This is a genomic window from Natronorubrum amylolyticum (assembly GCF_052040145.1).
Lineage (GTDB): Archaea > Halobacteriota > Halobacteria > Halobacteriales > Natrialbaceae > Natronorubrum.
Genome location: NZ_JBPPFW010000002.1, coordinates 290,232 through 311,884, shown reverse-complemented (window position 1 = coordinate 311,884; position 21,653 = coordinate 290,232). Strand labels below are relative to the sequence as shown.

Below are 21,653 nucleotides of genomic sequence, written 5' to 3'. Positions count from 1 at the left end.
TTGCGCTCGCGGTCGGTATCGAATCCGCGACTGTCAGGGGAAGGTATAGGAATCGCCGCCGCTAACGGTCGCGTATGAGTTCCGCTGGACGGACGCCCGCACTCGGGATCGGACTCGGAATCGCCCTCGTCGCCCTGGGTATCGGTGCCTACGTGCTGTCCGACTTCGCGAGCGTTACGGCGCTCATTCCGGCCGTTTTCGGCGTCGTCATCGCTCTGTTCGGCGTCGTCGGCTGGCAAACGGATCGCCAACGGCTCGCCATCTACGGCATCGGCGCGCTTGCACTGCTCGGCGTGTTGGGGTCCGCCCGCGGGATCCCGGACGTGATCGCGCTGCTGACCGGCGGATCGGTCGAGTCGACCGTCGCTGCGGTCGCACAGGGGTCGATGATCCTCATCGGACTCGTCCTGCTCGTCGCCGTGGCTCGAGACCTGTGGAGCGGTTCTCGATAACTAATCCGCGGCAGCGTCGGCCAGAACCGCGAATCGACCCGCTTTTACTCGGCCCGTTCGTCTCTCGAATCGTGCGCGAGTTCTCCGAATCTTACCTCGAGCGGACCCGCGAGGGGATGTGGGACGATAGCCGCGAGGCCCTCGAGCCGCTCGCCCTCGAAACCCGGTCCCGAATCCTCGACGTCGGCTGCGGTACCGGCGAACTGAGCCGCGTCCTGCGCGAGGAGGCCGGCGACGACGCCACGGTGGTCGGCTGCGACGCGGATCTCGATCTCCTCGCGGCCGCCGCCGATCGCGATTCGACCGGCGACTCGATCCCGTTCGTCGGTGGCGACGCTCTCCAGCTACCGTTTCCCGACGACACCTTCGATCTCGTGGTCTGTCAGGCCCTGCTGATCAACTTGCCCGATCCCGCCGCCGCGCTCGAGGAGTTCGCCCGCGTCTCTACGGACCTCGTCGCGGCCGTCGAACCCGACAACGCCGCCGTCGAGATCGACTCGAGCGTCGAGAGCGAGGATCGACTCGAGCGGCGGGCCCGACGGGCTTACCTCGCGGGCGTCCCGACCAACGTCGCGCTCGGCGCCGACGCTCGCGAAGCGTTCGAGCGAGCGGGCCTCGAGGTGTGTGAGACCCGGCGGTACGATCACGTCCGAACGGTCGAACCGCCCTACAGCGAGGGGGCGCTGCTCGCGGCCCGGCGGAAAGCGATCGGGGCGGGGCTGGCCGACGACCGCGAGACGATGCTTTCGGGGGCGTTGACCGAGTCGGGGTACGACGACCTCCGAAGCGCGTGGCGGGAGATGGGCCGAGACGTGATCGAACAGATGGAGTCGCGGGAGTATTGCCGTGAGGAGGCGGTTCCGTTTTTCGTCGTCGTCGGCCGCGTGTAGCCTGACGGCTCCACTCCGTTTCAGTCGTGCCCGGCGTCGCCTTCGGAACGGTAACCGACGAGCGAGACGAGGACGCCGGCGAACCCGATCGTGACGAGCAGTATGCCGGTGACGATGTCGACGACCGAAAGCAGTGCGAGCACCGACCCCGTCATCACGAGGGCGAGATTGGCGATCATCGCAGTACGCGGCGAACGGATCCGGTCGGCGAGTGACGGCGCGCTCATACCGCCGTCACTGGACGCGACGGATATAGCCGTTCTCCTCGAGGCTCGGGCTGGCCGAGGAACCCCTCGAACCGCCGTTTCGGGGAAAACGGACCGATTCCGCCGGACTGTGACGTTGGGTTACATGTGCTCGGGTGACCAACGACTCCCCATGGCAGCGATCGAACTCGAGGGACTCACGAAGGACTACGGGGAGGTGCTCGCCAACGACGACGTGACGTTTTCGGTCGAGCGCGGCGAGATATTCGGCTATCTCGGCCCCAACGGGGCCGGGAAGACGACGACGATTCGGACGCTGCTCGGCCTCCTGTCGCCGACCGACGGCTCGGCCCGACTGCTCGGCCGCGACGTCATCGACGAGGGCGAACTCATCGAGGCCAAACGTCGCCTCGGTTACCTTCCCGACAGTCCCGCGTTCGACGAGACCGCGACGGGTCGGGAGATCCTCGAGTTACACGCCTCGATCAAGGGCGACGAGCGCAGCGACGAACTGCTCGAACTGTTCGATCCGCCGCTCGATCGCCCGGTTCGGGACTACTCCCACGGCAACGTCCGAAAGCTCGGACTCGTGACGACGTTCATGCACGAACCGGAGCTGGTCATTCTGGACGAACCGACGGGCGGGCTCGACCCGCTGATGCAACACCGGTTCGCCGAGTTCCTCCGCGACGAGCGAGAACGGGGCGTAACGGTGTTTTTCTCCTCGCACATTCTCGGCGAGGTGCGCCGGCTCTGCGACCGGGTCGGAATCATCCGCAACGGTCGGCTCGTCACAGTCGAACCCGTCGAATCCCTCCTCGACCGCAGCGGAAAGGTCGTTCGACTACGGGCCGCCGATCCGATTCCGTACGACGCACTCGAGATCGACGGCGTCCACGACCTCGAGGCGACGCTGGACCGCGGCTCGGACTCGACTACGGAATCCGCTCGTGACTGCTCGAAGTCGGTGTTTACGGAGTGTACGTTCACGTTCACCGGCGACGTCAACGCGTTACTCGAGCGCCTGCGGGAGTACACCTTGCTCGACCTGTCGATCGAGGAAGCGCCGCTCGAGGACGTCTTCATGCGATTTTACGGCGGTGAGGTGGACGAGGAAGAGAGCACCGCGGCCGGTCGCCAGGGGACCCCCACGGAGGTGACCGACGATGTTTGAACTCACCCGCTACGACGGTCGCCACCGCCTGAAGGGCAGCGTCTACCTCTCGATCGCGATGTCGCTGCTGGCGATCATCGTGATCTGGATCTACCCTTCGTTCAGCGGTTCCTTCGAAGACGTCGACGAGGAGTTCCTGCAGGCCTACCCCGACCAGATCATCCAGATGTTCAACATCCAGACGATGGCCTCGCTCGAGGGCTTCCTCGCGTTCGAGCTCTACGTCTTCGGCTGGATCATCCTGCTCGGACTCTACCTGGCCTACCTCGCGGCCGGAACGATCGCCGGCGACGTCGAGCGCGGCCGGATGGACATCCTGCTCTCGATGCCGATCTCCCGGGCTCGTACCGTCGGCGAGAAGTTCGCCTCGCTCGGCGTACCGATCGTCGTCGTCAACGTCATCACGCCGATCGTCGTCTACGTGACCGCGCTCCTGGTCGGCGAACCGCTCTCGGCCGCGGATCTGGCGGCCGTCCACCTCCTCTCGATTCCGTACCTGTTCGCCTGCGCTGGCATCGGGCTGCTCGCTTCCGTCGTCGTCGACCGGACGAGCATCGCCCAGCGGATCGCCCTCGGCGTCACGTTCGGGCTGTTCATGCTCGAGTCGCTGCTCTCGGGGACCGACTACGAGGCGATCGGGGCGATCGCGCCGATGCGGTACTTCGATCCGAACGAGATCCTGCTCGAGAGCACGTACGACCTCGTCGGTGCCGGCGTCCTGATCGCGATGACCGTCGCGTGCGTCGTGGTCAGCCAGCTCTGGTTCAGGCGGCGCGATATCCAGTAACGAGTTCCGCGTTGCTGGTGCCGAAAACGAATGTCACGTACGAAAACGCGGGTTACGGGTCGTCGCGCCGGTGTTCGTCGTCCAGTTCTCCGAGTCGATCGAGTTCCCGTTCCGCTGCCGGAGAGCGTCGGTGCTGGGGCGACGTGATCGCCTCGCCGGAGCCCTCGATCCGCTCCTCGGCGTCCTCGACGGCGATCCACTCGCGGAGTCGGGCGATCACTCTCCGAATCATGTTGACACCTTTCGTGTGATCAAGTAAAAGTGTAAGCCACGGGACGTGCGTTTGCAGGCCGGTTCCGGCGCCGATCAGACGACGTCGCCGCGCACGGTCACGCCCTCTTGCTCCTCGCGCCAGGCGTGGAGTTCCTTGGCTGCGTCCGTGGCCGCCTCCTCGTCCATTCCGAGCATCTCGAGGGCACTCGAGAGCGTCGGCAGCGCCAGTTCGCTCTCGCGGAGCTTTCGGAACGCCTCGTCACTGCGGGTGCCCTCGGCCCAGAGACAGACCCCGCGGGGGTCGAGCAACTGGGTATAATCCTCGCGCATCGTCGCGCCGCGGAGCCGCTGGGTGACGTTGTCCTCGAAAGGGGCGTTACAGACCTCGAGGTGGATCGGCTCCTCCTCGCTGGTATCGCCCAGCAGGTGGGCGGCGAGACACTTCTCTGGCGCGGCGTGACCGTTCGCGTTCGCCCGAAGATACTCCGGATGGTCGGCGGCCCAGTCGGCTCGGACGGACTTGCCGACGCCGTCGACGGCGAACGTCGCGTCCGGGTCGGCGCCATCGGCGCTGTCGTCGCGCATCAGGATGTCCTTCGTCAGGTAGACGTCGAGCCGTTCGACGGGGTCGAGCCCGAGCGCGACGTCGCCGAAGGCCCAGACCTCTCGCACCGGGACGGGCATTCGCTCCGCTTCGACGGTGTCGACGAGTCGCTCGAGACGGTCGACCGCGTCGTGGCGGTCAAATCCATTCATTACTCGACCTGGGGACTCGAGTCGCAAAACGGTTTCTTCGGCGCTCCCGGGCGCCCGATTCGACGGCGCCATCGCCGACCGTGCCTTCCCCTCCCACACGTGTCAAGAGAGCACCTTTTTTATCAGTTCCCGGCGAACACGAGGGTATGAGACACCGCATCTTCAACGAGGACGGCGACGAAGAGCTCGTCTTCGTCATGGGCTGGGGCAACCGCTGGACCCACGAGAACGTCAGCTGGCTCATCGGCACGCTGACCGAGGCCGACTACCGGGTGCACGCGTTCGAACTGCCGACCAACATCGACGATTTCAAAGCCGACTGGCTCGAGCCGATCGCCGAGTACGTCGTCGAGTTCGACGAGCCGTACCAGCTGCTGGGTCACAGCGCGGGCGCGCTCGTCGGACAGGCGCTCGACGGTGCGGAGAACCACGTCTACCTGAGCCCGTGGTGGGGGTACGGCGCGGACTACTCGGAGCCGCTGCTGGAGGTCGCCTCGAAGCTGCCGACGACGCTCCCGTGTCTCCCGGCCGGCGAGATGGGACGCGAAGCCCTCGGCGAGCTGGCGACCGATCACCAGATCGCGACGACGCCGGACTGGGTATCGCCCGCGTTCGTCCGGGAGACCCGTCGCGCACAGGAAGAGCTGCTAACGATCGACCACGACGCGGTCGTCTTCTGCTCGCTGCGCGATCCCGTCGTCAGCCTCCGCCCGATCGGCGAGCGCGTCCCCGCCGAACACGTCGTCCTCTACGACGGCGGCCACGAACTGTTCTCCTCCGCGAGCCGCGAGCGCCACGTGGAAACGCTGCTCGCCGCACTCGAGGACGGCGCCGACGCCGTCGAAGATGACGAGGACGAAGCGGACGAGGAGGAGCCGGTTCCGGCCTGAGCCACACCCAGTTCGGCGCTGTACATGCCGTGGTTCGCTGTCGGTTAGAGCGCATCGACGAGCGCCCGCAGTTACGGTCCGCCGTTCGTCAACACTGCACGCGGGAGCCCGCGGCGTGCACTCCCGAGCGCGTCAGCGAGTGCAGCCGCGGCGTCCTCGAGAATGCCGGGTCCGTGACCGACGAGGATGCGCTCCGGGGTACCGCAACGAATCGGAGAAATTGTTATGTACGATAGTTCCGATGATTGAACAATCAGGTATCCTGACGAACCGTACAGAAACCAGCCGCGAATCGGATTGCAGCCCCGTGCATCGACGAACCCCCATGACATCGAACCCAACGGACGAGACCGCGACGAACAGCACTGTCGAATCGATCACCGACCTCGAACGCCTCCGCGACCGTCCCGACGTTCAGTTTCACGAGGAGACGGAACGTGTCAATAGCGAACTGTTCGAAACGCTCGAGACCCTGGACGATATGGCCGTCGTCGGCGTCACGAACGGCGATGGCGATGTCTTGCTGATGCGCGTCACCGAGGAGTGTGCGTTGAAAGTTCCGACACCCGAGGTCGGCGCTGATGAGGACTACGCTGCAGCCGCGCGGAACTGGGTCGAATCGCAAGCGGGTCTCGAGATAACGCTCGATTCACTGGTGGGCGTGTGGTGCCACGAGGCGCGACTCGAGGGCACCGAACGAACGACGACGCGGGCCTTCGTCGTCTTCGGTGCCACACCGGAAGTCGACGGGGACGGTATCGTTGAGACGACGGCCGAACACCCCGAGGCACACGCTGTCGGCTGGTTTGCGGAACTTCCGGACGATGCAGCCGTGGCCCCGGGGACTCGACGCTTTTTCGACTGACGGGGACCACTTCGCGCAGACGAAACCGTGATGGGTATAGCCCGTCAACGGACCGCTAATGGACTGTAACCGGTGTGATGAGGAGGCAATTATGCACGCCGCCTACTCCGGGGCACACCTCTGTACGGATCACTTTCGGGAGTCGGTCGAAAAGCGGGTTCGCCGACGGGTCCGACGGGACGACCTCGTCCCCCACGGCGTAACACCCGAAGAGCCCCTGACGTGGGTGATCGGCCTCTCCGGGGGGAAAGACAGCGTCGTCCTCACCGAAATCCTCCACGAGACGTTCGCCGAGGACCCCCGCATCGAACTCGTCGGGCTGACGATCCACGAGGGGATCGAAGGCTACCGAGACAAGAGCCTCGAGGCCTGCGTCGAACTGACCGACGAACTCGGCATCCGCCACGAGGTCGTCAGCTACGAGGAGGAGTTCGGCGTCCGGATGGACGACGTCGTCGAGGACGATCCGGAGAACATGGCCGCCTGCGCGTACTGTGGGGTCTTCCGCCGGGATCTACTGTCGAACTACGCCGACGAACTCGAGGCCGACCTCCTGCTGACGGGCCACAATCTCGACGACGAGGCCCAGACGGCGATGATGAACTTCCTCGAGGGCGACGTCGAACAGATGGCGAAACACTTCGACGCCAGCCTCGGCCCGCTCTCCGAGCGCGACGAACAGGACGAGTTCGTCCCGCGGGCGAAGCCTCTGCGAGACGTCCCGGAGAAGGAAGTCGCCCTCTACGCTCACGTCAACGACCTTCCGGCCCACATCACGGAGTGTCCCCACTCGAGCGAGGCCTACCGCGGCGAGATCCAGCAGTTGCTCTACGGGTTAGAGGAGAATCATCCCGGCACCCGTCACTCGATTCTTTCGGGCTACGAGGAGTTGGCTAACATCGTGTCCGACGAGTTCAGCGGCGACGACGGGGCCGACCTGCAGGACTGTGCTGAGTGTGGCTCGACGACGACCCGCGAGATCTGTCGGAAGTGCTCGCTGCTCGAGTCGCTCGTCTGATTCCGTGAAACCCGGCAGCTATCACAACGCAGCGTCGCAGTGTGTACACGTCGTTCGATCCGGACCGTTCGGCGCGCCGCAGTCGGGACAGTTCTTCGTGCGACTCGCGGATCCGGCTTCGGTGGTGTCGCTTTCACGGTCGATTTTCGTTTCGGACCCGAGCGGCGCACCGCAGTTCGAGCAGTGCCGGACCTCCCACTGGTCGTCGCCCTCCTGGTCGCCGCCGAAGGCATCGGTATCGACAGCTTCGCCGCAGTGTCGGCAGTAGTTCGGGCGCTTGGAGCCGGAATCGGAGTCGCCCCGATGAGTCCGATTTCGGTACACCTGCACGGTACCGATCGCGAGCAACGGTACGAAAACGATGAGACCGATCGGCCCCATCGCGAGGAGCACCACGAACAGGAGATAGCCAGCGGCGAGGAGCCCGATAACCTGGAGGGCGGTATGGAGGGACATACTGGATACTGTTTATTGGATTCCATTAAATGGTTCCGATCGGACAAGTTCTCGGGCATCGCCTCCGCAGTCGACCGGTCGATGTCGCTGACGGTCACTACCGGATCGAATCGTCCGCACCGAAATACCGGCGCGCTCGCTCTAAGTCCGCCGGCGTGTTGACGTTCAGATGCCAGCCGGCGAGTTCGATGCCGACGTATCGGCTGCCGTCGGCGATCAGTCCCTCGAGCGCGTCCGCGAGTTCGTACTCCCCGCTGTCGCCTCGGTCGACCGCGCGACACGCCTCGAATAACGTCCGAGCGTCGTGGGTCTGGACGCCACCGGCGAGATACCCTGATTCGGGTTCGCTTGCCGAGGACTCGACCGACCGAACCGTCCCGTCGTCGTCGAGCACGCAGCGGGCCGTCGTCTCGGCCTCGTTTCTCGCGACGCGATCGAGCAAGAGCGTTCCGTCGACGCCGGGGTCGCGATGGCGCTCGACCAGTCTCGAGAGATCGCAGTCGCTATCGAACACGTTGTCGCCGTTGATGGTCAGTACGTCAGCAGGGGCCGGTCCGTCCCCGCTCTCGTTGATCTCTTCGGGAGCAGCAATACCGTATCCGTCCTCAAATGCCACACAGACCGCGTGGGCGAGTCCCTGACGATCGTCCTGTACGGCGTACCTGATCGGGACACCGTCGATCGCGGTGCCGATGGTGTCGATCACGTCGCCGGCCCGATAGCCGACCACGATGACGATTTCGTCGACGCCTGCGTTTACGACCGATCGCAGCGTTCGACCGAGCAGCGGTTCGCCACTGATCTCGAGAAGCGGTTTCGGCGTTCGGTCCGTATACGGACGTAAACGGGTTCCTCGGCCGGCGGCGAAGACGAGTGCGTGCATCGGGTGCTCGGCGGGATAGTACACGACACCGACTGTTGTGACTATCGGATCAGGTTCCCGTAGGATGCGTCGCGAACGGCGAAAACGGCCGTCGAACGGCACGCAGGTGGTGTGTCAAGTGGTGTGTCGCGTACCGTCGGACGTCTGCCGTGACTGCAGTGGTGTGTCAGTCGTGCCGATTACCGGATGACGTCGACGCCGTTCTGTTTATCGAGTTCCTCGCGGCCGCCGTCGCTGTGAGCGTTGAACCCGTTGTCGACGTTCTTGCTCGCGTCGAAGTCGGTGTTTTTGACGCCTTCGATGCTTTGTCGCGATTTGTCGGCCTGCTTCTGCGTCGTCGGGCCGAGCACCTGGGCGCTCTGGACGCCGGTCATGATCGCCATGACGCGGACCTTGCCCTTGTAGTTCTCTTGGATCCGGGCGCCCCAGATCACGTTCGCCGAGGCCTCGAGGCGCTCGGTGATGTTGTCTGCGATTCCTTCGGCCTCTTTGAGGGTGAGGTCGGGACCGCCGGTGATGTGGACGAGCCCACCCGACGCGCCGCGATAGTCGACGTCGAGCAGCGGGTGGTTCATCGCGTCCTTGACCACCTCGTCGGTCTTGTTCTTGTCCTGGGTCTCACCGACCAGCATGACGGCGACGCCACCCTGGTTCATGATGGTGGACATGTCCGCGTAGTCCAGGTTGATCAACGAGGGTTGGGTGATCGTCTCCGAGATTCCCTTGACGGTTTCGGCGATGATCTGGTCCATCACCGAGAACGCCTTGCCGATCGGGAGGTTCGGGACGTAATCGAGCAGCCGGTTGTTGTCGAGGACGATGATCGAGTCGGCCTGGTCTCGCAGCTTCTCGAGACCCTCTTCGGCCTTGACCGTTCGGGCACGCTCGACGTTGAACGGCGTCGAGACCATCCCGACGACGATCGCACCCTGCTCTTTGGCGATTTCGGAGACGACGGGGGCGGCACCGGTACCGGTCCCGCCACCCATGCCTGCGGTCACGAACACGAGGTCTGCATCCCCGAGGACCTCTTTGACCGTGCCCTGGGCCATCTCGGTCGCGCGTTCGCCCATCGAGGGATCGCCGCCGGCGCCGAGCCCGTTCGTGAGCGACTTGCCGACGAGGATCTTCGTGTCGGCCTCGATCATCTTGAGGTGCTGTTTGTCCGTGTTGATCGCGACGGTATCAGCACCGTCGACGCCGATGTTGTACAGCCGGTTGATGGTGTTGTTACCGGCACCGCCACAGCCGACGATGACGATCCGCGGATCGCCGAACTCGTCGTCGTCCATGTCTTCCATCTCCCGGGACTCCTGTTCGGCGTTTTCGAGGGCGTCTTGTACGATATCCTGCATCGTTACACCTTGGCCCAGTTGCGTTTGCCGGTCTGTTCGCTCGGTGCGTCCTGTTGTTCGTTGATCATCTCTCGGACAGCCGACCGGATCGCCTCGCTCCGGTTCGGGAACTCGCCCGAGTCGACCAGCTGCTCTACCTCATCGATCTGCTGTTTCGGAATTCGCAGTGTCACACGCTCCATTGTTGTATTCCCTTTGGGGTAAGACGGCGCGCGCCCCTGTCAGACGCGGCGTGTCTTACACGGATTCGCCCGACATCGGGCGTTTTTCGGCGTTTGCCGACCGTTGTAAGACGACCGTCTTACGCGAATAAGTGAAATACTGGCATAGACAATAAAGCTTTCGTCGGACACGACTTTCTGTGTCTTACACCGGTTCTTAAGTATGACTGTCACGGCCGAGCACGTCAGCGGCCGGCGTCCGACGCCCACAGCCCGGACAGAAGGCCCAGTCCGACCGAATTTCGTCACCGCAGTCACAGAACAGTCGTCGCGAGGTCTTCTCGCCGCAGTTCGGACAGTAAACGTGGTCGTCGTCGACGTGTTCCCCACACTGGTCACACTGACTCGTCGGCTCGTCCTCGAGCGACTGCGGCTCGCCGGCGTCCTCACGGGCAGGCCGTTTGGCTCCGTCGCCGTGACTGGCGTGGCCGTCTCCGCGTGCGTGCGTATCAGTCTGAGCCCGCTGGTCATCTCGAGCCGACCGCTCCGGCATCCGCCGGTCGTTCTCGAGTGAGACACTGATCGTAACGTCACCCGTATTCCGTCCGCGCGTACGGTACTCCTGCCGTCGGGTCTCGTCGAGTCCGTACTCGTGGAGCCGATCCGCGAGCAGTTCGTCGACACGCGTTCGGATCAGGTCGTCGATGGCGCCGGGCGACTCCGGCTCGCTAATCGACGCGCGTTCCGCTCCTCGGCCGGCCCCCGTGGAGCCGTCGAGGTACGCTCGCAGCGCCTCACGCATCGCTTCGCTCTTCGATACGTCGAGACGCTCGAGCTGCTCGACGAGGTCGTCGTCGGCGCGGAACGTGATCTTACTCATGTCCGTGATATACATGACATTGTGGCTCTATCCATATCAATCATTCTACCGTATGCCACCCGTCACACGCCTCCCGTCACCGAGAATAACAACCCTTATGTTATCCAGAGCGGCTACGTTGAAATGCAACCGCCCTTAGCTCAGACTGGTAGAGCAGTCGACTGTAGATCGACTTGCCCCCCGTTCAAATCGGGGAGGGCGGACTTTTACTGCGAACAACGTGAGCAGTCAAACGTCCAACCGAGCCGATTTGAACACGGAAGTCGCAGCCGCCGAGCGAAGCGAGGCGGACCGTCTTCCATCTGTTCAAATCGGGGAGGGCGGATTTTCGGAGACACTCTGACCAATACGATTTGTACTCGTGAGTCGCAGTCCCAGAACGACGCGCAGCGCCGCACGTCCGGAACGGCTTCCAACTGTTCAATCCGGGGAGAAACAGCGTTCGAGCGGCCATTTAAACGGAAGAGTTCCTCGAGCCACACCGCTGTGAGACACTCGTCTTACAGACCGTTCTACCGACTCACCGAGACCGGATCACTCGTCGGGTACGTCGTCCTCGAGGTCGATATCCGAGACCGATTCGTCGACGGGCGTAAACTCCAGGCTCCCGCATTGACAGCCGTCGCGTCTGCCGATGGGGCGGAAATCGTCCTCGCTGATCTCGAGAGCGGCGTAGAGGGCACCGCATTCCTCACACATGGCGATACTCCGTTGATTCTCGTCGCCGTCGGCCATAGCGTGGTGTCGAGTATCGAGAGGTCACTCAAGAGTGTAATCGGAGGACACAAGCGACAACACCGTCGTTACGACTGTCGTGACAACAGCCGTACGGGCCTCGCGTGGGTGTGCGAACACAGGCGATCGCTGGCCGGTCGCTTTTCCGTCGGCCGGAGATACCACGGGTATGAGAAATGAGGGTCCGAGCCGCGACCGCGCACAGGACCGCGCCGAGCAGCGCAAGTCCGAGCGGGCCGACGAGACCGAGTCGATCCTCGACGACGTCGAGCGTCATCTCAGCGAGCTCGAGTATCCGACCACGAGCGAGGAGATCGCCGCGGAGTACGGAAACGAGCCGATCGACATGCCCAACGAGACGGAGTCACTGGGGAGCGTTTTCGATCGGCTGGCGGGCGAGCAGTACGACACTCCCGAAGAAGTCCGGGAGGCGGTCTACGGCGAGATCACCGGCCAGGCGGGGAGTCCGAACGAGGCCAACACCGAGCGAGATCTCACCGGGCTGGACGCAGAGAGCCAGGGATCGATCAGCGAGAGCGGCGGCGACTCGCTCTGAGCGGGTGAGCTACAGGGGCTCGAGCGACGCTACGCCCGCCCCCGATCGTGATAGCAGAACCGATTTACGTCAGCGTCGTCTGCTCTCGAGTATGGATTACGAAGCGAGTCTCGACCGAGCGATGGAGGATGTTCCGGACATCGGCGGCGACGAGGAACGACTGCAGATTCCGGACGCCCAGACCCAGAAGGACGGTGCATTTACGCGGTTTACGAACCTCGGCGACATTGCCGACGTCCTCTCCCGCGAAGCCGAACATCTCCACCGATTCATCCAGCGAGAGATGGGGACCAGCGGCAAGTTCGAGGAGGGCCGCGGCCGGTACAACGGGACGTTCTCCGAGCAGGACTTCGACGTCGCCGTCGAGGCCTACATCGACGAGTACGTGCTCTGTTCGGAGTGTGGCTTGCCGGACACCCGCCTCGTCCGCGAGGACCGTACGCCGATGTTGCGCTGTGACGCCTGCGGTGCGTTCCGTCCCGTCACCAAGCGCTCGACGAGCAGCCAGCAACAGCAGCAGGCCGACGCCGTCGAGGAGGGGAAGACCTACACCGTCGAGATCACCGGCACCGGCCGCAAGGGCGACGGTGTCGCCGAGAAAGGCAAGTACACCATCTTCGTTCCCGGCGCCGAAGAGGGCGACGTCGTCGAAATCTACATCAAGAACATCTCCGGCAACCTCGCGTTCTCCCGACTCGCCTGATCGGTCGGACGAGTCGGTTTCGGTCGGTTACCGCCGACGGGTTTTTGAGGGGCGCTCGTCCCCTAACCGGCGATTCCGTTTCGGAGCGTTGTGCGACTTTCTGTGGATCCACTAGTCGATGGCAACGGGTCCCAGTGCGGACCGCGAAATTAAAGATAGTTTGTGCTAGTCACACGTACGTGGGAGTATCGTTCGACCTCTTCGGGACGCTCGTGACCGCCGACAGACCGTCCGATCCAGCCGCAGCCGTCGCGACTGAACTCGAGAAGCGAGACGTCGACGTGCCGGACGACTGGGCCGACGCGTACGCCGAGCCACACGTCGACGCGCCCGAGGGTGCGGAGGTACCGTTGCCCGCTCACGTCTCGCACGCGCTCGCGAGTCGCGAGGTCAGCTACGAGCACAACGCGGTCCGACGGGCGGTCGTCGCCGCGTTCGATCCCGATGTCGAGACCAGAGCCGGCGCCAGAGCGGCCGTCGACGCGGCACTCGAGCGGGGTCCCGTCGCGATCTGTTCGAACTGCAGCGTTCCGGAACTTGTCGGCCGAACGCTCGTCCGATCCGCGTTCGATCGCGACGAGTTCGACGCCATCGTAACGAGCGTCGGTTGTGGCTGGCGGAAACCCGCCCCCGAGATCTTCGAGCTCACCGCCGCCCAGCTCGAGGTTGACCTGGACCGACTCGTCCACGTCGGCGACGACTCCCGGACCGACGGCGGTGTCGAGGCAGTCGGCGGGACGGCACTGTTACTCGAGGAACACCCGCTCGAGACGATCCCGTCCCGGCTGGCGACGGTCGCGGAGTCAGAGAAGTCATGACTGCGCGACGGGATGGTGAGGGTCTGAGCGGAGCGCGCTACCTCGCCGAGCCCCGGGAGGGACGACCGTGATACTGACGACGATCGCACTGTTCGGACTGGCGTTCAGTCTGGACCTGCTGATCGGTGAGCCCCCGAACGCGCTCCATCCGGTGGCCTGGTTCGGCCGTTTGGTCGGCGCGCTCGATACGGAGTGGGCCGATACTGACGGTGGCCAGCGACTGGCTGGTGTCGGGATCGCCCTGTTTGCACCGCTGATTCCGGCCGTTGTCTCGGGTGGATTCGTCGTGCTGGCGAGTGCAGCGTCTCCGCTCGCGGGTGCGATCGTCGCCGGCCTCGTGCTCTTTCTGACTACGAGCCTGCGCTCGCTGCTCGAGTTGACCCAGACGGTCGTGGCCGCAACCGACGTCGGTGACGAGTTCCGTACCGACGGAACGACTGACGATACCGACGATGGCCTCGAGAGGGCTCGCGAGCAGGTCCGTGGCCTCGTCGGTCGCGACACTTCGTCGCTCTCGCCCGCCGAAATCCGCAGTGCAGCCGTCGAGAGCGCCGGCGAAAACCTCGCGGACGGACTGGTCGCGACGTTGCTTCCCTTCGCCCTGCTCGCCCCGATTTCGCTGCCGGCGGCCGCGGCGGCCGCGGCGTGGGTCAAGGGCGTCAACACGCTGGACTCGATGCTCGGCTATCCCTCGAAACCGCACGGCACCGGGAGTGCGCGACTCGACGATCTCGTGATGTGGCTCCCCGCCCGAATCACCGCGGTCGCGATCGCCGTCGCCGGAGCCGACCCGTTCGCGGTGCTCCGCGCACGCGAGTGGGCGCGCGATCCGCCGTCGCCCAACTCGGGATGGCCAATGGCGACGCTCGCCTGCGTGCTCTCAGTTCGACTCACTAAGCCAGGCGTGTACGACCTCAACACCGACGCCGATCTCCCGAGCGTCGCTGACGGCGAGCGAGCCGTCTCCGTGGTCGGGCTGGCCGCCGTCGTGTCGGTGCTCCTCGCTATCGCTCTCGCCGCGGGGGTGGCGATCGCCGTGACGACGCTCGAGGGAACGCAGGTAGGAGCGACAGCTCCTACCGCGGTTCTCGAGACTGGATCTAACGTCGTCTTCGCGGCGTTTACGTGGCCTGCGGAGGTGAGTCGATGAGTTTACTCGCCGCCGTTCGGGGTGGGCTCGGCTTTCTGACGCGGTTGCCAGTCGGCCATCACGACGGCGATTGGGACGCGTTTCGCACGCGGCCGGCGGCGTTCCCCGTCGTCGGATTCGTCGCGGGCGCAATCGCGGCGATTCCGCTGCTGGCGACCGAGACGCTGGCTGCGCCGACCGTCGCCTTCGGCTACCTGCTCGCGGTGTACGCCGTAATGGGAATCCACCACCTCGACGGCGTGGCAGATCTCGGCGACGCGCTCGTCGTCCACGGCGACGCCGACCGACGCCGCGAGGTCCTGAAGGATACGACGACGGGCGTCGGTGCGGTGCTCGCAGTGGCGATCACCGTCACGGGGCTCGCACTTGCCGGTCTCGGACTCGCTGGGGTCCCCGTCTTCGTCGCGATCGCCGTTGCGATCGCCGCCGAAGTCGGGACGAAACTCGGGATGGCGGCGATGGCCTGTTTCGGTCACGCGAGCCACGACGGTATGGGACGGCAGTTTACGACCGCGGCCGTCCCAACATCGTTCGTCGCACCCGTCGGCGTCGCGCTCCCGGCAGCCCTCCTTTCCTGGCCCCACCCGATCGCTGCGGTCGCGCTCTCGGGGGCCGTTGCCGGCGTTGCCCTCCCCTGGTACTGGGCGAATCGCCACCTCGGCGGCATCAACGGCGACGTCTTCGGCGCGGCCAACGAGATCGGCCGCCTCGCCGGCGTCCATTTGGGGGTGATCGCGTGGACGCTATCGTGATGTGCGGCGGGAAGGGCACCCGCCTCGAGAGCGCCCACGAGAAGCCGCTCCACCCGATCGACGGCGTCGCGATGGTCGACCGTGTGCTGGCGGCGCTCGAGGGGAGTCGCGTGGAGACGATCTACGCCGCCGTCTCGTCGAACGCCCCGGAGAGCCGCGCTCATCTCGAGCGTGGCGACGGCGAAACCCCGACCGTGACGATTCTTGAGACGGCCGGCGACGGCTACGTGGCCGATCTGATGACCCTCCTCGATCGACCCGCCGTCTCGACGCCGGTGTTGACCGTCGCCGCGGACCTCCCGCTGCTCGAGGCACCCGTTATCGACCGGGTTCTCACGACTCACGGCGAGTGCGACGCCTCGCGGACCGTCTGCGTTCCCGTCGCGCTCAAACGCCGCCTCGGCGCGAGCGTCGAGTCGACGCTCGAGCCCGACACCCACCTCGCGCCGACCGGGGTCAACGTCGTCGGCGACGCATCCGATTCCCAGACCATGACAGACGTACACTACGACCCACGACTCGCGATCAACGTGAACCGACTCGAAGACGCTCGTCTCGCGGCGAACGAACTACAGCGTCCCGACGCGGAGGAGCGATAAGATGCGCGTGATCCTCCCCGCTGGGACGACTGAGACTGCACTGATCGACGGCATCAGCGCCGCCGGCGCATCTCCGGACCTGATGGTGCATACCCCCTCCGCGGACGTCGAGATTCTCGCGTACGGCGAGCCGACGATGGCCCCCGTCACGCCGGTGAGTCCGAACGGCTGTCCGACACCGGCCGCGGTGACGCGAGCTGTCCGCGAGGTGATCGACTTCGACGTCTCGGTCGTCGACGCCGGTCTCGCACAGCCGACCGGCGCACCCACGGTCGACCTCGGCGTCGACCCGGGAGCGGACATTCGCGACCCTGTCGCCGTCCCCGACGCGCAGGCGATCTTCGACCGCGCTCACGCCTACGGCGCGAGCCTGCCCGACGACGAACTCCTGATCGGCGAGACGGTCCCCGGCGGCACGACGACGGCGCTCGGCGTCCTCACCGCGCTCGGCGAACCGGCCGGCGTCTCCTCCTCGCTCCCGAAAAACCCAATCGAACGTAAACGGCAGGTCGTCGACGAAGCCCTCGCCGCGAGCGACGCGTCGGCCGGGAGCTTCGACGGCTGCCCGCTCGAGGCGATCCGGGCCGTCGGCGATCCCGTGCAGGCGACCGTCGCGGGAATCGCCGCCGGCGCGCTCGAGTCGGGGATCGACATCACCCTCGCCGGCGGCACGCAGATGGTGGCCGTCGCGACCGTCTTACGCCACGCCGGCGTCGGCGCACCGTTCTCGATCGCGACCACCTCGTTCGTCGAGCGCGAGCAGGGCGACCGGCTCGGCGAGGCCTGCTATCGGCTGAACTGCCAGTTGACCGTCACCGATCCCGGCTTCGACGCGCGCGATCACGTCTCCATGGAGCGTTACTGCGCGGGCGTGGCGAAAGAGGGCGTCGCGATGGGCGGCGCGCTCTCGCTCGTCCCCGACGAGCGGATGGATGCTGTTCTGGATCGATTCGAGGCGGTCTGCGGGCGTCTCGGTATCGAGGACAAGGACGACGACGGGAACGGGAGCGGAAACGGAAACACCGCCGAATCCACGAACTCGAATCCGGAGGGTGATCGTGCACCCTGACTCGATACGAACCGGGGACCGCGTCCCCCACGGCGGCGAGACCGACCGAAACGTCCTCGACTTCTCGGCCAACACCAACCCGTACACACCAGACGGCGTCGAAGCGGTGTACGAAGGGGCGCTCGAGGCGTCCCGCAGGTACCCCGACGACGACTATCCCGACTTCCGTGCCGCCGCGGCCGCGTTCGTCGGGTGCGAGCCGGGCCGAGTGATCCCCACGCCTGGCGGACTGGCCGCGATTCGACTGGCGATGGAGTGTTCGCTCGAGCCGGGCGACGAGGCCCTGGTTCCGTACCCGAGTTTTGGCGAGTACGCCCGCGAAGTGCGTTTACAGGGTGCGTCGCCTCGATTCGTCCCACACGACGAGCTACTGGCGGTGGACGACGGACTTCTCGAGGACTGTCGGCTCGCGGTGGTCTGCACGCCGAACAACCCCACCGGCGAGGCGACCGATCCGGACGCGCTGGCGGCGTTTGCGGCCCGCTGTGGCGAGGCGGGAACGACGCTGTTGGTCGACGAGGCGTTTCTCGGCTTTACGGATCTGTCGTCAGCGGCCCGACTCGAGGCCGAGCACGTGATCGTCGCCCGTTCGCTGACCAAACTGTTCGGGCTGCCGGGGCTGCGAGCGGGATTTGCGGTCGCGACCGGCGAGCGGCAAGACGCGCTCGAGACGGCCCGTCGCGCGTGGTCGCTCGGCACGCCGGCCGCACGCGTCGGTGCGTACTGTCTGCGTCAGGACACGTTCGTCCGCGATACGCGCGAACGCGTCGAACACGAGCGCGAGCGGATGCGCGAGGCGCTCGAGCGGCGATTCGACGTCGTGCCGTCGGACGCACCGTACCTGCTGTGTGACGTTGGCGACCGCAGCGTCGACGACGTGATCGTGTCCGCTCGCGAGAACGGTGTCGCCATCCGCGACGCGAGGACATTCCGAGGTCTCGACTCGCACGTTCGCGTCGCCGTCAAGGATCGCGAACGGAACGACCGACTGCTCGCGTCGCTTGCGGTGCTCGAGGACGGTAAACGTCGTGTCGACGAGGGCGACGAGACTGAGGCGGACGACGACACCGACACGGGGACGACGTCCAAATGACGGATTCCGATGCAGCGTACGATTCAGTTTGTCGCGACGGCGTCCTCCAGGTACACCGGTCCGAGACCGAGTGGCTCTCGACCGGCTGGAACGGCGGCCGACGGACGGCCGACTGCGCGTACAACGTCTCGGTACCCGAGGGGTGGGATCGGACGGATCTCGGAGCGTACGTCGCCGAGCGCCTCGAGCAGGCGGAATTTTCTCACGCCAGCGGTGGCCCGGTTCTGCTCACCGGGGTCGATCAGGCGGACGCCCGCGGAGCCCGGTACGGTCCCGTCACGGCCTACGCGACAGCCGGCATCTCGAACCCCGCGGCGTTACCGATGGATCCCGACGAGCAGTCGGTGAGCGACGGCTCTCGCCCGGACTCGCGCTCCCACCCGGGGCGCGGAACCGTCAACGTGATCGTCGGGACGACGCGGTCGCTCGCACCCGGCGCGCTGGCGAACCTGATCGCCGTCGCCGCCGAGGCGAAAGCCGCGACCTTGCTCGCCGACACTGGGTTTCCCGGCACGACGACGGACGCCGTCGTCGTCGGCCACGACCCGACGGGCGAGCGCGCCGAGTTCTCCGGCAGCGGTACCGACGTCGGTGCGGCGACGCGCGCCTGCGTTCGAGAGGCCGTCTCCGCTTCGCTTCGGGCACACTACGAGGATCGCGACGAGACCCTTCCCGACTCGTTCGCGGACGCGACGTACGGCGTCTCGACCGACGTTCGGGCGACGGTTTTTCGACCGACGCGGTGAGCGCGCTGTTGCGTCCCGGCTCGAAACGTTAACCCGTCTCGAGGCGAACATCCCGACAATGGCCGGGGACGAAGCCGACGATCCGACGGCGATCCGTTCGCTCGCGCTCTCGCCGGCGGACGCCGCCGACGCCTACGCGTATACCCAGGAGAACCCGGGCGAGGCCGTGCTCCGCGTGACGCCGCCGTTTCACGGCCGGATGCGGGCGCGTATTCACGTATACCGCCTCGACGACACCGAACTGACCGGTGCCGTCCACGTCGCCCCGCAAGCGGTCATCGATGACGACGTCGTTGCCAACTATCCCACGCTCGAGACCGAACTCGAGGACGTCGATCCGAACAAGATGGATCGTGTCCGACAGAGACACGGCGAGGCGGTCGAGGCGTGGCAGGAACGCGCGCGAGAGGCGATCGTCGACGAGATCACGCTCGAGACCGGCGACGGACCCCATTCAGTCGAGATCAAACGGGTCGGATAGCGCGACCTGAACTGAGACCCGTTCTCGTCGCGGCGCTCGATATTCCACGGCACACGTACGCTGTCCTGCACTTTCACTTTCACTCCGGGTGGATCGGATTAACGTACTATCCGTCTCATTGACCAGTATGGCACTGATCGTCGACCGGAGTGAGGACCGAACCGAGCAGACCGAGAGCACCGACACGGTAACCACACTCGAGCCGGAGCCGGAACGACGCCGTATCGATGTCACGGACCTGCACGCCGCCGGAATCGAGGAGTTCGTCGAGTCGAACGTCGACACGGAGTTCGTCTCGCTCGAACACCGCGGCGCGCGGACCTACCTCGTCCTCGAGGACTGAGCGAGACCCACGCCGCGAATCGGTCAGATGCGCTACTTGTACCCCCACCGTTTTCACCGGAACCGTGGGAGGTGGGCGCATGACCGACACTCGAGACCGAGAGGGGAGACGCTCGCGCGGTCCGACGACGCGGCGACGTGTCCTCGAGAGCGGCGCTGGTCTCGTCGTCATTGTTGGCGTCGCCGGAGTCGCCCCGTCGTCGGCAGGCGCAACGGGCCGTGGGACCGAGCCGAACGCCGACGAGGCGTACGCACAGGGGTTTCTCGAGGACCACCACGAGCAGCTGGTGTTCGGGACGGACTTCCTCGCGCCGGACCAGGAGGTGCCACAGTTCGAGCTGTTCGATCGGTTCGAGCTGTCGATGGAGGCATGGGCGAATATCCGGTACCGGAACCTCGAGGGACTGCTCCGGTGAAAATCGGACGGCGACCGATCAGAATCGCTGCAGCCGGATCTCCTCGGCCGTGACCTCGTCGACGTACTCCTCGTCGAGCTGGTAGTTCTCCATCCCATCGGCGACCTCTCGATCCCGCTGGAGTCGTGATTTGATCGAGTCGGTCATCTCCGGTCCGGGTTCGACGTACGCGACGCCCGCGTCGACGTCCTGAACGACGCCGATCTCCGTTCCGTTCGTGTTGACGACCGGCTTCCCCTCGTCGTCGACCGTGAAGTTGGCGCACATACTCCCCCGTTACCGATCGACGAGGGTATACGCCGGACCCACATGTGCCTGTGTTCGTCAGTCGACGTGATCGACGGCGGAACGCGAGCCGCCGACGGAGTCGGAGCTTCGAACCGATCTGCGCTCGAATCGATACCACTACCGGGCTGGACTCGAGACCGCCGGTAATGAAACTCGCGCGGATCGCGACGGACGACGGACCGGTTACTGGACAGTACGAGGACGGCGTCGTTCACGGTGACGACGGCGCGTACGAGGTCGGCGTCGACGGGACCTTTCTGCCGCCCTGCGAGCCCTCGGCGCTGTACTGCGTCGGTCGGAACTACGCGGCGACGCTCGATCAGATGGAGTACGAACGGCCGGACGAACCCGACTTCTTCATCAAGCCGCCGGCGTCGGTGCTGGGCCATCGGGACCCCATTCCCTACCCCGAGTTCACCGACGAACTCACCTACGCCGGCGAACTCGCGGCGGTCATCGACGAACCCTGCCGAAACCTCTCGGAAGACGAGGTGTCGGATGTCGTGCGCGGCTACACGATCATGAACGATATGGACGCGCTCGATCAGCAGGGTCGAACCGCCCGCAAGGCGTTCGACGGCTCCGGCCCGCTCGGGCCGTGGATCGAAACCGCGGTCGATCCGACGGGCATCGACATGTGGACCGACGTCGCCGGCGAGCGCCGGCAGGAGGCCAACACCGAACTGATGCTGTTCGACCCCCACGAGATCATCTCGTATCTCTCGCGACGATTCACCTTCCGACCCGGCGACGTGGTCGCGTTCGGAAGTCCCGCCAACCCCGGACTGGTCGAACCCGGTGACACCGTCGAGATCACCTACGACGGTGTCGGGACGCTTCGGAATACGGTCGTCGACTCGAGCGAACGGGGCCGCTCGGCCACGAGTAGCGGTCGGTAGAAAGGCACTTCAGGCCGAAC

At 65.5% G+C, this 21,653-nt stretch carries 29 protein-coding genes, 1 tRNA gene and 1 pseudogene; 21 read left to right on the top strand and 10 right to left on the bottom strand.

The window, feature by feature from the left end:
• Positions 1–74 precede the first annotated feature (74 nt).
• Positions 75–452, top strand: coding sequence for a hypothetical protein (locus ACSFDB_RS07890; protein WP_440770459.1), 378 nt, complete (start codon positions 75–77; stop codon positions 450–452).
• Between the two features lie 71 nt (positions 453–523).
• Positions 524–1,342, top strand: a complete 819-nt coding sequence (locus ACSFDB_RS07885; RefSeq protein ID WP_440770458.1) for a class I SAM-dependent methyltransferase — start codon at positions 524–526, stop codon at positions 1,340–1,342.
• A 20-nt stretch (positions 1,343–1,362) separates the two neighbouring features.
• Here the strand turns inward: ACSFDB_RS07885 and ACSFDB_RS07880 are convergent, their stop codons facing one another.
• Positions 1,363–1,569: a hypothetical protein gene (locus ACSFDB_RS07880; RefSeq protein ID WP_440770457.1), complete on the bottom strand. Its 207-nt coding sequence runs from the start codon at positions 1,567–1,569 to the stop codon at positions 1,363–1,365.
• 151 nt (positions 1,570–1,720) lie between these two features.
• Here ACSFDB_RS07880 and ACSFDB_RS07875 point away from each other — a divergent pair, with 151 nt between their 5' ends.
• Positions 1,721–2,722, top strand: a complete 1,002-nt coding sequence (locus ACSFDB_RS07875; RefSeq protein ID WP_440770456.1) for an ABC transporter ATP-binding protein — start codon at positions 1,721–1,723, stop codon at positions 2,720–2,722.
• Positions 2,715–3,509 (top strand): ABC transporter permease subunit, encoded by a 795-nt coding sequence (locus ACSFDB_RS07870; protein ID WP_440770455.1) that lies wholly within the window; start codon positions 2,715–2,717, stop codon positions 3,507–3,509. Before ACSFDB_RS07875 ends, ACSFDB_RS07870 begins: the two co-directional genes overlap by 8 nt.
• A gap of 52 nt (positions 3,510–3,561) precedes the next feature.
• Here the strand turns inward: ACSFDB_RS07870 and ACSFDB_RS07865 are convergent, their stop codons facing one another.
• Together ACSFDB_RS07865 and ACSFDB_RS07860 are read right to left on the bottom strand one after the other, a co-directional pair.
• Positions 3,562–3,741, bottom strand: coding sequence for a hypothetical protein (locus ACSFDB_RS07865; RefSeq protein WP_440770454.1), 180 nt, complete (start codon positions 3,739–3,741; stop codon positions 3,562–3,564).
• Between the two features lie 74 nt (positions 3,742–3,815).
• Positions 3,816–4,478: a DUF7095 family protein gene (locus ACSFDB_RS07860; RefSeq protein WP_440770453.1), complete on the bottom strand. Its 663-nt coding sequence runs from the start codon at positions 4,476–4,478 to the stop codon at positions 3,816–3,818.
• A 146-nt stretch (positions 4,479–4,624) separates the two neighbouring features.
• Between ACSFDB_RS07860 and ACSFDB_RS07855 the strand changes: the two genes are divergently transcribed.
• The 3 genes from ACSFDB_RS07855 to ncsA all read left to right on the top strand — a co-directional run bounded on the left by ACSFDB_RS07855 (position 4,625) and on the right by ncsA (position 7,251).
• Positions 4,625–5,368, top strand: a complete 744-nt coding sequence (locus tag ACSFDB_RS07855) for an alpha/beta fold hydrolase (protein ID WP_440770452.1) — start codon at positions 4,625–4,627, stop codon at positions 5,366–5,368.
• A 325-nt stretch (positions 5,369–5,693) separates the two neighbouring features.
• Complete coding sequence (locus ACSFDB_RS07850; protein ID WP_440770451.1) at positions 5,694–6,233, top strand: NUDIX hydrolase; 540 nt, start codon at positions 5,694–5,696, stop codon at positions 6,231–6,233.
• A 58-nt stretch (positions 6,234–6,291) separates the two neighbouring features.
• A complete protein-coding gene (gene ncsA, locus ACSFDB_RS07845; RefSeq protein WP_440770450.1) occupies positions 6,292–7,251 on the top strand; it encodes a tRNA 2-thiolation protein NcsA in 960 nt (319 codons plus the stop codon).
• A gap of 21 nt (positions 7,252–7,272) precedes the next feature.
• Here ncsA and ACSFDB_RS07840 read toward each other — a convergent pair whose 3' ends face one another.
• The 5 genes from ACSFDB_RS07840 to ACSFDB_RS07820 form a co-directional block, all read right to left on the bottom strand.
• Positions 7,273–7,707, bottom strand: coding sequence for a hypothetical protein (locus ACSFDB_RS07840; protein WP_440770449.1), 435 nt, complete (start codon positions 7,705–7,707; stop codon positions 7,273–7,275).
• A 97-nt stretch (positions 7,708–7,804) separates the two neighbouring features.
• A complete protein-coding gene (locus ACSFDB_RS07835; RefSeq protein ID WP_440771092.1) occupies positions 7,805–8,590 on the bottom strand; it encodes a nucleotidyltransferase family protein in 786 nt (261 codons plus the stop codon).
• Positions 8,591–8,769: 179 nt separating this feature from the next.
• The gene (ftsZ, locus tag ACSFDB_RS07830; protein WP_090303102.1) at positions 8,770–9,945 is read right to left on the bottom strand and encodes a cell division protein FtsZ; all 1,176 of its coding nucleotides are present in this window, start codon (positions 9,943–9,945) and stop codon (positions 8,770–8,772) included.
• Positions 9,946–9,947: 2 nt separating this feature from the next.
• Positions 9,948–10,127, bottom strand: coding sequence for a transcriptional regulator CdrS (gene cdrS, locus ACSFDB_RS07825; RefSeq protein ID WP_006090142.1), 180 nt, complete (start codon positions 10,125–10,127; stop codon positions 9,948–9,950).
• Between the two features lie 196 nt (positions 10,128–10,323).
• Positions 10,324–10,986, bottom strand: coding sequence for a double zinc ribbon domain-containing protein (locus tag ACSFDB_RS07820; protein WP_440770448.1), 663 nt, complete (start codon positions 10,984–10,986; stop codon positions 10,324–10,326).
• A 129-nt stretch (positions 10,987–11,115) separates the two neighbouring features.
• Between ACSFDB_RS07820 and ACSFDB_RS07815 the strand changes: the two genes are divergently transcribed.
• A tRNA-Tyr gene (locus ACSFDB_RS07815) sits at positions 11,116–11,189 on the top strand.
• A gap of 331 nt (positions 11,190–11,520) precedes the next feature.
• On the opposite strand, the gene ACSFDB_RS07810 is transcribed toward ACSFDB_RS07815, so the two are convergent.
• Positions 11,521–11,721: a hypothetical protein gene (locus ACSFDB_RS07810; protein ID WP_440770447.1), complete on the bottom strand. Its 201-nt coding sequence runs from the start codon at positions 11,719–11,721 to the stop codon at positions 11,521–11,523.
• 169 nt (positions 11,722–11,890) lie between these two features.
• Between ACSFDB_RS07810 and ACSFDB_RS07805 the strand changes: the two genes are divergently transcribed.
• The 12 genes and pseudogenes from ACSFDB_RS07805 to ACSFDB_RS07750 all read left to right on the top strand — a co-directional run.
• Positions 11,891–12,277 carry a DUF5789 family protein gene (locus ACSFDB_RS07805; RefSeq protein ID WP_440770446.1) on the top strand — a complete coding sequence of 129 codons (387 nt, stop codon included), beginning with the start codon at positions 11,891–11,893 and terminating at the stop codon, positions 12,275–12,277.
• 91 nt (positions 12,278–12,368) lie between these two features.
• The gene (locus tag ACSFDB_RS07800; protein WP_440770445.1) at positions 12,369–12,980 is read left to right on the top strand and encodes a translation initiation factor IF-2 subunit beta; all 612 of its coding nucleotides are present in this window, start codon (positions 12,369–12,371) and stop codon (positions 12,978–12,980) included.
• Positions 12,981–13,159: 179 nt separating this feature from the next.
• On the top strand, positions 13,160–13,798 hold the full coding sequence (locus ACSFDB_RS07795) for an HAD family hydrolase (RefSeq protein WP_440770444.1): 639 nt from the start codon (positions 13,160–13,162) through the stop codon (positions 13,796–13,798).
• 67 nt (positions 13,799–13,865) lie between these two features.
• Positions 13,866–14,948: an adenosylcobinamide-phosphate synthase CbiB gene (cbiB, locus tag ACSFDB_RS07790; RefSeq protein ID WP_440770443.1), complete on the top strand. Its 1,083-nt coding sequence runs from the start codon at positions 13,866–13,868 to the stop codon at positions 14,946–14,948.
• Entirely contained in the window at positions 14,945–15,700 is a 756-nt protein-coding gene (cobS, locus tag ACSFDB_RS07785; RefSeq protein WP_440770442.1) for an adenosylcobinamide-GDP ribazoletransferase, read from the top strand. Before cbiB ends, cobS begins: the two co-directional genes overlap by 4 nt.
• Positions 15,700–16,299, top strand: a complete 600-nt coding sequence (locus tag ACSFDB_RS07780) for an NTP transferase domain-containing protein (RefSeq protein ID WP_440771091.1) — start codon at positions 15,700–15,702, stop codon at positions 16,297–16,299. Before cobS ends, ACSFDB_RS07780 begins: the two co-directional genes overlap by 1 nt.
• 1 nt (position 16,300) lies before the next feature.
• On the top strand, positions 16,301–17,368 hold the full coding sequence (locus tag ACSFDB_RS07775) for a nicotinate-nucleotide--dimethylbenzimidazole phosphoribosyltransferase (RefSeq protein WP_440770441.1): 1,068 nt from the start codon (positions 16,301–16,303) through the stop codon (positions 17,366–17,368).
• Positions 17,358–18,461, top strand: coding sequence for a threonine-phosphate decarboxylase CobD (cobD, locus tag ACSFDB_RS07770; RefSeq protein ID WP_440770440.1), 1,104 nt, complete (start codon positions 17,358–17,360; stop codon positions 18,459–18,461). Before ACSFDB_RS07775 ends, cobD begins: the two co-directional genes overlap by 11 nt.
• The gene (locus ACSFDB_RS07765) at positions 18,458–19,207 is read left to right on the top strand and encodes an adenosylcobinamide amidohydrolase (protein ID WP_440770439.1); all 750 of its coding nucleotides are present in this window, start codon (positions 18,458–18,460) and stop codon (positions 19,205–19,207) included. The genes cobD and ACSFDB_RS07765 overlap by 4 nt, the downstream gene beginning before the upstream one ends.
• 58 nt (positions 19,208–19,265) lie before the next feature.
• Positions 19,266–19,688, top strand: coding sequence for a DUF8009 family protein (locus ACSFDB_RS07760; RefSeq protein WP_440770438.1), 423 nt, complete (start codon positions 19,266–19,268; stop codon positions 19,686–19,688).
• A 127-nt stretch (positions 19,689–19,815) separates the two neighbouring features.
• On the top strand, positions 19,816–20,031 hold the full coding sequence (locus ACSFDB_RS07755) for a hypothetical protein (RefSeq protein WP_440770437.1): 216 nt from the start codon (positions 19,816–19,818) through the stop codon (positions 20,029–20,031).
• A 238-nt stretch (positions 20,032–20,269) separates the two neighbouring features.
• Positions 20,270–20,446: pseudogene (locus ACSFDB_RS07750) on the top strand (amidohydrolase family protein); the annotation flags it as partial.
• 18 nt (positions 20,447–20,464) lie between these two features.
• On the opposite strand, the gene ACSFDB_RS07745 reads toward ACSFDB_RS07750, so the two are convergent.
• Positions 20,465–20,713, bottom strand: coding sequence for a DUF8593 domain-containing protein (locus ACSFDB_RS07745; RefSeq protein WP_440770436.1), 249 nt, complete (start codon positions 20,711–20,713; stop codon positions 20,465–20,467).
• 167 nt (positions 20,714–20,880) lie between these two features.
• On the opposite strand from ACSFDB_RS07745, the gene ACSFDB_RS07740 reads away from it, so the two are divergent.
• A complete protein-coding gene (locus ACSFDB_RS07740; RefSeq protein WP_440770435.1) occupies positions 20,881–21,633 on the top strand; it encodes a fumarylacetoacetate hydrolase family protein in 753 nt (250 codons plus the stop codon).
• The last annotated feature ends 20 nt before the right edge of the window (positions 21,634–21,653 follow it).